Raw genomic sequence first — 13,138 nt, forward strand, 5'->3', positions numbered from 1 at the left:
TTTTATAAACACTTACGTATAAATACGCAAAATGGTCTAGACCTCTAGGAGCACATCCCGAGGCCTAAACCTTATGTAATTTAGAGTGTTTGCTTATTTAAGCTCAACCTCTGCTCCAGCTTCTTCTAACTGAGATTTAAGTGCTTCTGCTTCGTCTTTAGCGATACCTTCTTTAACTGGCTTAGGAGCTCCGTCTACCAATTCTTTAGCATCTTTAAGACCAAGACCAGTTAATTCTTTAACTAGTTTTACAACTGCTAATTTAGATCCTCCTGCAGCTTTAAGAATTACGTCGAATTCTGTTTGCTCATCAGCAGCATCTGCACCACCAGCAGCAGCACCTCCAGCAACTGCAACTGCAGCAGCAGCAGGCTCGATACCATACTCTTCTTTTAAAATATCTGCTAACTCATTTACTTCTTTTACAGTAAGGTTAACTAATTGTTCTGCGAAATCTTTTAAATCTGCCATTTTCTATCGTTTTAAAATGTGTTTGTTAAATATAAAATTAAAAAGTGCGTACGAAATTATTCTTTTTCAGAAAGGGTTTTAAGAATACCTGATAATTTACTTCCTCCAGACTTAAGTGCCGAAACAACGTTTTTAGCTGGTGATTGTAATAACCCGATGATATCTCCAATAACTTCTTCTTTAGATTTGATATTGGCAAGGGTTTCTAAGTACTCATCTCCTACATAAACAGCTTCGTCTATAAAAGCTCCTTTTAAAATAGGCTTCTCATTTTTCTTTCTAAATTCTTTAATTACTTTTGCTGGTGCATTACCAACTTCAGCAATCATAATAGAGGTATTTCCTTTTAAGGTTGATGGAAGGTCTCCATAATCAATACCACTTTGCTCCATGGCTTTCGCCAATAATGTGTTTTTTACTACCGAAAGCTTTACATTTGCTTTGAAACAAGCTCTACGTAAGTTAGACGTTGCTCCTGCATCTAAGCCCGAAATATCTGCCAAATAGATTGTTGATGTATCAGCTAACTGGGCAGTTAAATCTTTTATTACTTGTGATTTTTCTTCTCTTGTCATAATAATCTATTATTGCTCAGTAAACCTTTTTGAATCTATTTCTATACCTGGACTCATTGTGCTAGACATGTATATACTTTTTATATATACACCTTTTGCTGCTTGAGGTTTTAACTTTACTAAAGTAGTTAATAATTCTCTTGCGTTTCCTGCTATTTTTTCAGCATCGAAAGATGCTTTTCCTATACTTGCATGTACGATACCTGTTTTATCAACTTTAAAGTCAATTTTACCAGCTTTAACATCGCTAACTGCTTTAGCAATATCCATAGTTACAGTACCTGTTTTCGGGTTAGGCATTAATCCTCTTGGCCCTAAAACTCTACCTAGAGGTCCTAATTTCCCCATAACGCTAGGCATAGTGATAATTACATCAACATCTGTCCAACCTCCTTTAATTTTATCAAGGTACTCGTCTAAACCAACGTAATCAGCTCCAGCATCCTTAGCTTCTTGCTCCTTGTCTGGAGTAACTAAAGCTAAAACTTTTACATCTTTACCTGTTCCGTGAGGAAGTGTTACTACTCCACGAACCATTTGGTTTGCTTTTCTAGGATCTACATTAAGACGCACAGCTAAATCTACAGAAGCATCAAAGTTTACGGTCGAAACTTCTTTAATAAGTGCCGAGGCTTCTGCAACAGTATATTGTTTTGAAGCATCAACTTTAGATTGTGCTTCTTTTTGTTTCTTTGTTAATTTTGCCATTGTTACTTATTTTAAAGATTAAAATGGTGCATCACCTTTTACAGATATTCCCATAGAACGGGCTGTACCTGCAACCATTTTCATTGCCGACTCTACTGTAAATGCATTTAAGTCTTGCATTTTATCTTCCGCAATAGCTTTAACTTGATCCCAAGAAACACTTGCTACTTTTTTACGGTTAGGCTCTCCTGAACCTTTTTTTGTTTTTGCTGCTTCCATAAGCTGCACTGCCGCTGGTGGTGTTTTCACAACAAAGTCAAAAGACTTGTCTGAATAAACTGTTATCACAACCGGCAATACTTTTCCTGCCTTATCTTGAGTTCTACCATTGAATTGCTTACAGAATTCCATGATATTAACTCCGGCAGCACCTAAAGCAGGTCCAACTGGAGGTGACGGGTTAGCGGCACCACCTTTAACTTGTAGTTTTACAACCTTACTTACTTCTTTTGCCATTTTGTTATTTTTTTAATGCTTGAATTATTCTATAATTTTGGAAGCCTATAAAATAATTCTATATTTAAGTTGTAACAATTTAAATTTTCTCTACTTGCATATAGCTTAATTCTAATGGTGTTTTTCTTCCAAATATTTTCACCATTACTTCTAGTTTACGCTTTTCTTCATTTACATTTTCTACCGTACCATTAAAGCCATTAAATGGCCCATCTATCACTTTTATCGTTTCTCCTACCGTATAAGGTATAGCTACATTATCTTCTTTTACAGATAATTCATCTACTTTACCTAACATTCTATTCACCTCAGATTTCCTTAAAGGAACAGGATCTCCTCCTTTGGTTTCCCCTAAAAACCCAATAACACCGTTAATAGATTTTATTACGTGCGGCACTTCTCCTTCTAAATTTGCTTGAATCATTACATAACCTGGAAAATAAACTCTTTCTTTACTTATTTTTTTCCCGTTACGCACCTGAACAACTTTTTCTGTCGGCACAAGTATCTCCCCTACATAATCCTCAAGACCTTCATGAGCAATCTCCTTCTCAATATAGTCTTTCACCTTATTTTCTTGCCCACTAACTGCTCTTACTACATACCATTTTCTCAACTTATCTTCAGCCATATTTCTTTTCTTTTATTAAATTAAGATTTAACCCAGTTAAAATACAATTCAATAATATGAGAAAACAATGAATCTACCCCCCATATCAACAAAGAAAATAAAACTGAAAAAACAAGCACAATAATAGTTAATTTTTGTGCTTCAGTATAAGTAGGCCAGGTAACGTGATTTTTTAATTCGTTAAAAGACTCTGATATATAAGTTGAAAATCCTGCCATCTGTAGTATTTTTTTTAAAGCTCAAAAGAAAGAGCTTCATTCCTTAAAAGCACGGGTTGAGAGGCTCGAACTCCCGACACCTGGTTTTGGAGACCAGTGCTCTACCAACTGAGCTAAACCCGTATTTATAAAAGTCAAGGCATTCCCAAGGAACACCTTTGACTTTATTTTATTTTCCAGATAATTAATCTAAAATTTCAGTTACCTGACCAGCCCCTACTGTTCTACCTCCTTCACGGATAGCAAAACGAAGACCAATATTCATTGCAATTGCCTGAATAAGCTCTACAGTAATTGTAAGGTTATCTCCCGGCATCACCATCTCAACTCCTTCTGGTAAAGAAATATTACCTGTTACGTCTGTTGTACGTACATAAAATTGAGGACGGTAGTTATTATGGAATGGAGTGTGACGTCCACCTTCTTCTTTCTTAAGGATATAAACCTCTGCTTTAAATTTAGCGTGAGGAGTTACAGATCCTGGCTTTACGATAACCATACCTCTAGAAATCTGAGTTTTCTCGATTCCTCTTAATAAGATACCTACGTTATCTCCAGCTTCCCCTCTATCTAATATTTTACGGAACATCTCAACTCCTGTAATAGTAGAAGTTAATTTTTCAGCTCCCATACCGATAATCTCTACAGGATCTCCAGTGTTAGCTACACCTGTTTCAATACGTCCAGTTGCAACAGTACCACGACCGGTAATAGAGAATACATCTTCGATTGGCATTAAGAAATCCTTATCCACATCACGCTGAGGTAATTCAATCCAGTTATCAACTTCCTCCATTAACTTCATTACAGTTTCAGCCCATTTTGGCTCACCGTTTAAAGCTCCTAACGCAGATCCAGAAACAACAGGCCCATTATCTCCATCATACTCATAGAAAGATAATAAATCTCTAACTTCCATCTCAACAAGCTCTAAAAGCTCCTCATCATCCACTAAATCTACTTTATTTAAGAAAACAACAATACGAGGAATACCTACCTGACGACCTAATAAGATATGCTCACGTGTTTGTGGCATAGGACCATCTGTAGCAGCAACTACAAGAATAGCACCATCCATCTGAGCAGCACCCGTTACCATGTTCTTTACATAATCGGCGTGACCAGGACAATCAACGTGCGCATAGTGACGATTAGCAGTTTGATATTCTACGTGAGATGAGTTAATAGTAATCCCTCTCTCTTTCTCCTCAGGAGCGTTATCAATTTGGTCAAAAGCACTAGCTTCTGAATATCCAGCATCAGCCATTACTCTAGTGATAGCTGCTGTCAAAGTTGTTTTTCCGTGATCTACGTGTCCAATTGTACCTATATTCAAGTGCGGTTTGGAACGATCGTAAGTTTCCTTTGCCATAATTAATACTTATTTAATCTTAGTTATATATTAGTGTTCAAAATTCAATTAAACAACAAAATAGCTACAACAAACGCTGTACCTAACACAGAGCCAACGACGAGAATTGAACTCGTGACCTCTTCCTTACCAAGGAAGCGCTCTACCCCTGAGCTACGTCGGCTTAAAACTTCCGTTTTATGTGAGAGCGGGAGACCGGGTTCGAACCGGCGACATTCAGCTTGGAAGGCTGACGCTCTACCAACTGAGCTACTCCCGCAATTTTAACTTATAAGTGGGAAGAGCAGGATTCGAACCTGCGAAGGTAAAAACCAACAGATTTACAGTCTGTCCTCGTTGGCCGCTTGAGTATCTTCCCAATGTTTTTTTTTATTCTTTAAAAGAACTAACTTTAATAATTAAGAGCCGATGGAGGGACTCGAACCCACGACCTGCTGATTACAAATCAGCTGCTCTAGCCAGCTGAGCTACATCGGCTTATTTTAAAGCCCGTTTGCTTAACGGACTGCAAATATAGACCTCTATATCGTTTCTGCAAAATTTTTTTTTACTTTTTTGCATTATTTTTTCACTTTAATTTATAATTTATTGAAAATGAAAAAAATACAATCTATTTTTTTTCACTCCTAGGATGGGCGTTTTTATAAATATTCGCCAATTCACTAATACTTGTATGCGTATACACCTGCGTACTTGACAAGCTTGCGTGCCCCATAAGTTCTTTTACCGATGCTAAATCGGCTCCATCATTTAACAAGTGTGTTGCAAATGTATGTCGTAACATATGCGGACTTCGTTTAAGTTTAGAAGACACACCTGTCAAAGCAGTTACTACAGTCCTATACAACAAAGCTCCATAGGTTTTTTTTCCTCGTTCTGTAAGCAACAAAAATTGCCTATCCTCTATTACAGGTAACTCTGATCTAAAAGCTATGTATTGCCTCAATATACTATTTAAAGATGTTAGCATTGGAATAATTCTATACTTCCCTCCTTTTCCTTTTACTTTTATTTGCTGGGTTTCTAAATTAACATCTTGAATTTTAAGCGAAATTAATTCTGCACGTCGCATCCCTGTACTATACAAAATCTCTATAATTAAACGAGCTCTCGCCGACTTAAAATCAACTACAGAAACTCCCTCAATAGCTTCTTCCATTTCCTTTATTGAAAAAGGCGGGTAAATTTTCATGTCCGTTTTTAATGCTTTATGCTCAGATAAGGGATTAACTTTCACTTCTTTTATATGAAAAAGAAAAGCATAGTATCGTTTTAAAGAGGTTACTTTTCTATTAATGGAGCGATTACTGTAATTTCTCTCCGATAGTTCTACAAGCCAACTTCGAACAACTAGATAATCAGCCGTTAAACAAGAGGTGTTTTCGTGTTTTTCTTTTAGAAAATTTAAAAAATCTTCTACATCTTTCTTATAGGCTTTCAGCGTATGAAAACTATATTTTTTTTCTAATTCAAGGTAATCTAAAAAAGCAGTTAGCAACATATATAAAAAAACTGTTGATTTACAAAAGTATCAAATCTTTTATAAACCAACAGTTAATAATTTAAGCTGTAACAACTTTTAGAAACTTTCTTGATCTCTTAAATGTTGTACATACTGTGCTTTTTGCATTTGAGCTCTCTTCTTTACAGAAGGCTTTGTAAATGTTTGGCGTTCTCTTAACTGTCTCATCGTCTTTGTTCTGTCAAACTTACGTTTATAACGCTTTAAAGCTCTATCGATATTTTCTCCGTCTTTAACCGGTATAATTAACATAGGGTCATCACCTCCTCTCTTTAAAAATATGGCTGCAAAAATAATACTTTTTACTATACCTGCAAATAGTATTTTATAATTATTAGTTTTTTAACCTCAAGTTTTATGTCGCAGGTTTGTACTCTTTACCATCAATCACCATTTTGGCGATAATGGTAAGGGAATTTTCGCCAAAACCTTACCCCTACAACATCTAATAATATTTATGTCGCAGGCTTGTACTCTTTACCATCAATCACCATTTTGGCGATAATAGTAAGGGAATTTTCGCCAAAACCTTACTCCTACAACATCTAATAATATTTATGTCGCAGGTTTGTACTCTTTACCATCAATCACCATTTTGGCGATAATAGTAAGGGAATTTTCGCCAAAACCTTACCCCTACAACATCTAATAATATTTATGTCGCAGGTTTGTACTCTTTACCATCAATCACCATTTTGGCGATAATAGTAAGGGAATTTTCGCCAAAACCTTACCCCTACAACATCTAATAATATTTATGTCGCAGGTTTGTACTCTTTACCATCAATCACCATTTTGGCGATAATTTCTTTCAAAATTTCAGAAGTACCACCGCCAATAGGCCCGAGCCTACTATCTCTAAACATTCTTGCTAATGGGTAATCTTCCATATAACCATAACCGCCAAGAAGTTGTAAGCAACCATACATTACCTCATCTGCCATTTTAGTTGATAACATTTTAGACATGCTGGCTTCTTTAACTACATATTCACCATCTAACATACGTTTGGTAATGGAATAATTAAACTCTTTACACATTTCTGCCTGACTAGCTAACTCTGCTACTTTATGCCTCAACGCCTGGAATTTATCGATAGAACGCCCAAAAGCCGTGCGTTCGCTCATATACTGAATAGTGTACTCTAACGCATACTGAGCTCTTGCATGTGCATTTACTCCCATCACCAATCGCTCTAAAGCAAAATGCTGCATAATGTAAGGAAAGCCTTTTCCTTCTTCTCCCATTAAGTTTTCTACAGGAATTTTCACATTGTCAAAAGCGATTTCTGCCGTATCTGAAGCTCTCCAACCTAACTTATTTAGCTTTGTTGATGATATTCCTGGGGTTTCTCTATCTACTACAAAAATGCTCATTCCTTTATTACCTAGTTCAGGTGAAGTCTTTGCTGCCACTACCAAATAATCTGAATAAACACCGTTTGTTATAAATGTTTTTGACCCGTTTAAGATATAATGCCCTCCTTCTTTTACAGCAGTAGTTTTCATACCAGCTACATCAGACCCTCCAAAAGGCTCTGTTATACAAAGGCAACCAATCATATCACCACTTATGCTAGGTGCTAAATATTTTTCTTTAATTTCGTGATTTCCTTCTTTATTAAGATGCGTCATTGCCAAATAAGCATGCGCCCACATTGCAGCTGCAAATCCACCAGAATTAACACGTTGAAGTTCTTCTAAGAAAATTACGGTATAGAATAAATCTAAATTTAAGCCTCCATATTCTTCTGGAGAGTTAAGCCCAAAATAGCCCATATCTCCAAATTTCTTCCAAATAAAACGTTCTATAGTACCTGTTTCTTCCCACTTATCAATATACGGCACTACTTCTTTCTGCAAGAAATCGCGTAAACTCTTTCGAAACATTTCATGTTCTTCTGTAAAATACATATCTCTGTAATTTTTTTAATAAATTCTGTCGGTTATTTCTCAATCGCCAAATATAATTTTATTCTATCTAATTTGTAAGCAGGAAAGCCCTCTATTTTTGTTAATTCTTCAAAATCTTGTATTCCTTCATGTAGTTTTCTATAGGTTACAATAGCCCTAGCCAATTCGTAATCAAAATAAACCACCTCTACCAAATCTAAAACACTAGCGGTATTTAGGTTTATTTTTTGAGGCTTGACGCCAGATTTTACAGTAAATTTTTCTAGAATTTTTATCCTAGTAGCTGTTTTTAATCCATAAATATCTTTTAGCTGTATATCGTCTACAAAACCTCCTAATTTATTTCTATACCTTATGATACGTAACGAAAGGACTTCTCCTACGCCACTAATATTTTGTAAATCTGCTTGAGTGACCTTATTTAAATCTACCTTATCGGCATAGCTAAGCTTTACTTTGGTCGAAGATTTCTCTGCATTTTTCTTTTGTTTTTGTACCACCCAGTCTGGAAATTTAAAAAAAGGCGCTATTTTAAGAAAAATAGAATCGGGTACTTTGGTAACTCTTTTAAAATCTGCCGATGAATTTATCCATTTACCCTCTGCTCTAAATGCATGCAAGCGGTCGATTTCTTCTGGAGTCATTCCCAAAGTATAGCCTTTATAATCGGAAATAAAATTAGGATTAAACGGGTATATTTTTTGCTGACGTTTTACTTTTTCAATACTATCTATACGGCGTAAAGAATCTACCTGCATACGTAACTTCTCTAAGTTTTTATCTGCAAAAACAGGTTTTGTAAAAAAACTTGGCAATAAAACTATTCCTAACAAAACTAGGACAATTACTGCTGCTAAAGCAAAAACCCCATTGCGTTGGCTTTGGGTAAGCACGTAATGGGGTTTAAGTTTTTTCATAATTATTAAATTTTATTCCATTTTCTTCTTGTTTTCACGTTGCTTTTTAAACAACTCGCCTGCATTTAACTTTTTTAAATATTCACGTAAATCACCGCGAACTTCTTTAGATAAAATATACAATCCGATAATATTTGGGAAAGACATGGCTAGAATCATCATGTCTGAAAAATCTAACACCGCTCCTAAACTTACCGACGCCCCTACAACAATAAAGACTAAAAATAACAATTTATAGAATAACTCCGACCTTTTACTCTTACCAAAAAGATAAGTCCATGCTCGCATCCCGTAATACGACCACGAAATCATGGTGGAAAATGCAAATAAAAACACCGCCACAGCCAATACATACGGGAACCACGAGATAACACTTGCAAAAGCATCTGAAGTAAGTTGCACCCCTCCTAAACCTTGAACTTCGTGCATTCCTGTAAAAATAAGTACCAATGCTGTAAGTGTACAAACCACAACCGTATCGATAAAAGGCTCTAACAAAGCCACAAAACCTTCGGATGGGGGATGATTGGTTTTTACTGTACTATGTGCAATGGCAGCAGAACCTACTCCTGCTTCGTTAGAAAATGCAGCACGTTGAAAACCTACAATTAACACTCCTATAAAACCACCTTTTAATGCATCTGGAGAAAAAGCCCCATCGATAATTGCAGAAATTGCAGGACCTATGTTATGAATATTAACACCTATAACAATTAGCGAAACAATAATATAAATTACCGCCATAAAAGGAACCACCTTCCCTGTTACTTTTGCAATACTTCTTATTCCGCCTATAATTACCACTCCTACAAGAAGCGCTATAACAACCCCAAAGGTAAAACCATGCCCTACTAAAGCGGGAAATTGTCCTGATAAAATTTCGTAAGATTGATTGGCCTGAAACATATTTCCGCCACCAAAAGAAGCACCAATAGCTAACACCGCAAAAAAGCCTGCCAAAAATTTACCTAAACCTTTTAAATTTCGTTTTTCTAAGCCATAGCGTAAATAGTTCATCGGTCCGCCAAAAACACGACCATCTTTTGTGATATGCCTATACTTTACACCAAGTGTGCATTCAACAAACTTAGTTGACATTCCTAATATCCCTGCAACAATCATCCAAAAAGTAGCTCCCGCACCTCCTAAAGAAACCGCTACTGCTACACCTGCAATATTACCTAAACCTACTGTTGCCGATACTGCAGTTGCTAACGCCTGAAAGTGCGTTATGGTTCCTGGAGCATCAGGATTATCGTACTTACCCCTTGCTAAGGCAATAGCATGTTTAAAGCCTCTAATGTTAATAAAGCCCATTCTTAGGGTAAAAAACACCGCTCCTAAAATTAACCACACTACAATAAATGGAACACCGCTTCGCTTTAGTGTTCCGTTAGGATAACGTAAAGCAACAGGCTCATCAAACTCTATCTCTGCAAAATATTGTGAACCTTGAGCAATTAAATGTTCTGCATTATTTGGATTAAAAATTACCTCGCCTTCCGCTAGTAAATGTTTTAAATTTCCACTAGCGCTAGCTTTTATTATTTCTTCGCTTCCGTTGGAAAGTGCTACAACAGCAATTTCCTGCCCTTTAGTTATATGGTTTTCATCTGAGACCAACCATTTTTTTAAACTATACGAAACCGCTGTAGTAGCTTCCCAACTAATAGGAGCAACTTGTGTACGTTTAGAATAGATTACAGGGTCGTAAAAACCTAAAGCAGCAAACGGGTCTGAAAATAAAACCACTCCCATTTTATCTACAATAGGTTTAAAAAAACCATTAAAATGCTCTGTAATAGATTCTACAGGAACGCGATAGGTTCCTGTAAAAGAGTTCTGGTTAGCATCGGTGATTAAAACATCATAGTTTATACCTTCTACAAGGTTTTCTGCTCTATTAGATTTTAATGAAGTATTTTGATCTGACCAAGCATAAGTATAAGGCGGGACACCACCTTTTACACTTAGCTCGATAAATCCATTATTTATTATTCCTGAGGGATTGCCTATTGTTGCGGTTACTTTGAGCTCGGAACTACCGACCTCCTCTTCGTCATCTTGGGCGTATGTTAAATTCAATATACTACATATTAGTAATACCGAAAACAATATTTTCCTCATATTTTTTTACAATTAATTAATACTTTTCTATTGTTAAAATGAATTAACGGCACAATATCATAAAAAAATAAGCTACTTCAAAAAACAGAACGTTAAAATGTGAATTTTTTGTTAAATAAAACCATTAATCGGTTGTCTCTGGCACACGATACAATTCATTATTTTTAAGCTTCTTTACATAAGCTTTCATATCCTGCTTTACTTCTCCTGCCATTATATATAATCCAATAATATTAGGGAAAGACATCGCCAAAATCATCATGTCTGAAAAATCTAACACGGCTCCTAAGCTTACCGAAGCCCCTACAACAACAAAGACTAGAAATAAAATTTTATAAAGCAATTCAGACTTTTTGCTTTTCCCAAAAAGGTATGTCCAAGAACGCATCCCGTAATACGACCATGAAATCATAGTGGAAAATGCAAATAAAAATACCGCTACTGCCAACACACTAGGAAACCATGAGATAACACTAGCAAAAGCTTCTGAGGTAAGTGCTACTCCTGCCACTTCAGACACCTCGTGTTTCCCTGTAAAAATAAGCACTAAAGCCGTCATGGTACAAACTACCATTGTATCGATAAAAGGTTCTATTAAAGCAGCATACCCGTCGGCTATTGGCGTTTCTGTTTTTGAAGCACTGTGCGCAATAGCTGCCGAACCTACACCTGCTTCACTAGAAAATGCGGCACGTTGCAATCCTACGATTAATACGCCTAAAAAACCACCTTTTAAAGCTTGTGCAGAAAAAGCTCCTTCAAAAATAGCGGTAAAAGCTGTCCCTATATTCTGGTAGTTTACTCCTATAATAATAAGCGAGCCTACAACATAGATAATAGCCATAACGGGCACTACTTTACTGGTAACTTTAGCAATGCTATTTATTCCTCCTATAATTACCGCACCTACAAGTAAAGCAAAACCTATCCCAAACTCAAAACCATGTCCATGAAGAAAATCTAATTGTGTTTCAACAATTTCGAATGCTTGATTGGCCTGTAGCATGTTTCCGCCACCTAACGAAGCACCAACGCCCAACAAGGCAAACAGTATGGCTAATGCTTTCCCCAATCCTTTCATGTTCCGTTTTTCTAAACCATAACGAAGGTAATTCATAGGTCCACCAAAAATTCTCCCTTCATGGTTAATATGCCTATATTTTACGCCTAATGTACATTCTACAAACTTTAAAGACATCCCAAAAAAACCAGCTAAAAACATCCAGAAAGTAGCCCCTGCACCACCTAAAGAAATAGCTACCGCAACACCTGCAATATTTCCTAAACCAACCGTAGCCGAAACTGCGGTTGCCATAGCTTGAAAGTGTGTAATGGTACCGGGTGCATTGGGATTATCGAATTTACCTTGTGCTAATTGTATAGAATGTTTAAATCCTTTTATGTTTACAAATCCTAATTTAAAGGTGAAAAATATACTCCCTAGAATAAGCCAAACCACAATAAACGGAATGTTATTTTTGCGTTTATCTCCATTAGGATGGTATAAGGGCTGTGGATCATCGAAAGTTATTTTGGCTAAATTATGTGCTCCTTGCTCAATAACATCCGCTTGTTTTGTGGAATCATAAATTATTTCACCTGCGTTGATGTATTGTGTTAAGGTTCCGTTCGCTTCCGCATAAGCGATTGTTTCATTTCCTTTATCATCCAATATCTTTGCTAGTTTTTCTCCTTTTTGGATGTGCGTATTATCAGCAACATACCATTTCTGTAATGTATAGATACGGTCTTTATCAGGGCTCCAGTTAGGTATAGCTACTTCGGCCTCATCGGTATAAATAACAGGATCGTAAAGATTTAATGCGGCAAAAGGATCCCAGAATAAAATTGCTGCTTGAAAATCTACAGCGGGTTGAACAATTCCGTTAAAAATTTCGGTAATTGATTTGGAGGGAACTTTATAGGTTTTGGTTATACTTGCTCCGTTCGCATCGGTAACTATAACTTGGTAAGGAATGCCTTCTATAATATTTTCTGAAACAGAAGAACTAAGTGGTGTTGTTTGGTTAGACCATTTATAGAAGTAAGGAGCTTTACCTCCGGTAACTTTAAGCGAAATTTTAGCATCGTTAATTCGCTTAGTGGGATTGATTAATTGGGCTTCTACGTTTAAGCCCAACCTGGAATAATCCTCATCTTCTGGCTGTGAAAATAATAGTGATAAACTGGTACAGGTTAATAGTACAGATAGTACAATTTTTCTCATA

13 protein-coding genes and 5 tRNA genes are annotated in these 13,138 nt (G+C 36.3%); all 18 read right to left on the reverse strand.

The window, feature by feature from the left end; translation table 11 throughout:
- Positions 1-93 precede the first annotated feature (93 nt).
- The 18 genes from rplL to GGR32_RS04320 all read right to left on the reverse strand — a co-directional run bounded on the left by rplL (position 94) and on the right by GGR32_RS04320 (position 13,137).
- Complete coding sequence (gene rplL, locus GGR32_RS04235) at positions 94-471, reverse strand: 50S ribosomal protein L7/L12 (protein WP_183476803.1); 378 nt, start codon at positions 469-471, stop codon at positions 94-96.
- Positions 472-527: 56 nt separating this feature from the next.
- On the reverse strand, positions 528-1,046 hold the full coding sequence (rplJ, locus tag GGR32_RS04240) for a 50S ribosomal protein L10 (RefSeq protein ID WP_183476805.1): 519 nt from the start codon (positions 1,044-1,046) through the stop codon (positions 528-530).
- A 9-nt stretch (positions 1,047-1,055) separates the two neighbouring features.
- On the reverse strand, positions 1,056-1,754 hold the full coding sequence (gene rplA, locus GGR32_RS04245) for a 50S ribosomal protein L1 (RefSeq protein WP_183476807.1): 699 nt from the start codon (positions 1,752-1,754) through the stop codon (positions 1,056-1,058).
- 18 nt (positions 1,755-1,772) lie between these two features.
- Complete coding sequence (gene rplK / locus GGR32_RS04250) at positions 1,773-2,210, reverse strand: 50S ribosomal protein L11 (RefSeq protein ID WP_183476809.1); 438 nt, start codon at positions 2,208-2,210, stop codon at positions 1,773-1,775.
- Between the two features lie 79 nt (positions 2,211-2,289).
- Positions 2,290-2,841, reverse strand: coding sequence for a transcription termination/antitermination protein NusG (gene nusG / locus GGR32_RS04255; RefSeq protein ID WP_183476811.1), 552 nt, complete (start codon positions 2,839-2,841; stop codon positions 2,290-2,292).
- 20 nt (positions 2,842-2,861) lie between these two features.
- The gene (secE, locus tag GGR32_RS04260) at positions 2,862-3,059 is read right to left on the reverse strand and encodes a preprotein translocase subunit SecE (protein ID WP_183476813.1); all 198 of its coding nucleotides are present in this window, start codon (positions 3,057-3,059) and stop codon (positions 2,862-2,864) included.
- A 50-nt stretch (positions 3,060-3,109) separates the two neighbouring features.
- Positions 3,110-3,182: transfer RNA gene (locus GGR32_RS04265), tRNA-Trp, on the reverse strand.
- 61 nt (positions 3,183-3,243) lie between these two features.
- Positions 3,244-4,431, reverse strand: coding sequence for an elongation factor Tu (gene tuf / locus GGR32_RS04270; RefSeq protein ID WP_183476815.1), 1,188 nt, complete (start codon positions 4,429-4,431; stop codon positions 3,244-3,246).
- Positions 4,432-4,522: 91 nt separating this feature from the next.
- Positions 4,523-4,594: transfer RNA gene (locus GGR32_RS04275), tRNA-Thr, on the reverse strand.
- 23 nt (positions 4,595-4,617) lie between these two features.
- Positions 4,618-4,690, reverse strand: a tRNA-Gly gene (locus GGR32_RS04280).
- 16 nt (positions 4,691-4,706) lie between these two features.
- Positions 4,707-4,789, reverse strand: a tRNA-Tyr gene (locus GGR32_RS04285).
- 45 nt (positions 4,790-4,834) lie between these two features.
- A tRNA-Thr gene (locus GGR32_RS04290) sits at positions 4,835-4,908 on the reverse strand.
- Between the two features lie 133 nt (positions 4,909-5,041).
- Positions 5,042-5,932 (reverse strand): tyrosine-type recombinase/integrase, encoded by an 891-nt coding sequence (locus GGR32_RS04295; RefSeq protein WP_183476818.1) that lies wholly within the window; start codon positions 5,930-5,932, stop codon positions 5,042-5,044.
- A gap of 78 nt (positions 5,933-6,010) precedes the next feature.
- Entirely contained in the window at positions 6,011-6,205 is a 195-nt protein-coding gene (rpsU, locus tag GGR32_RS04300; protein WP_183476819.1) for a 30S ribosomal protein S21, read from the reverse strand.
- A gap of 503 nt (positions 6,206-6,708) precedes the next feature.
- Complete coding sequence (locus GGR32_RS04305; protein WP_183476821.1) at positions 6,709-7,866, reverse strand: acyl-CoA dehydrogenase family protein; 1,158 nt, start codon at positions 7,864-7,866, stop codon at positions 6,709-6,711.
- Between the two features lie 32 nt (positions 7,867-7,898).
- Positions 7,899-8,783 carry a ComEA family DNA-binding protein gene (locus GGR32_RS04310; protein WP_183476823.1) on the reverse strand — a complete coding sequence of 295 codons (885 nt, stop codon included), beginning with the start codon at positions 8,781-8,783 and terminating at the stop codon, positions 7,899-7,901.
- A gap of 12 nt (positions 8,784-8,795) precedes the next feature.
- On the reverse strand, positions 8,796-10,910 hold the full coding sequence (locus GGR32_RS04315) for an amino acid carrier protein (protein ID WP_183476825.1): 2,115 nt from the start codon (positions 10,908-10,910) through the stop codon (positions 8,796-8,798).
- A 124-nt stretch (positions 10,911-11,034) separates the two neighbouring features.
- Positions 11,035-13,137 carry an amino acid carrier protein gene (locus tag GGR32_RS04320; RefSeq protein WP_183476826.1) on the reverse strand — a complete coding sequence of 701 codons (2,103 nt, stop codon included), beginning with the start codon at positions 13,135-13,137 and terminating at the stop codon, positions 11,035-11,037.
- Position 13,138: the final 1 nt, after the last annotated feature.

Origin of the sequence: Mesonia hippocampi, assembly GCF_014197445.1 — a bacterium.
In the GTDB taxonomy this organism is placed as follows: domain Bacteria; phylum Bacteroidota; class Bacteroidia; order Flavobacteriales; family Flavobacteriaceae; genus Mesonia; species Mesonia hippocampi.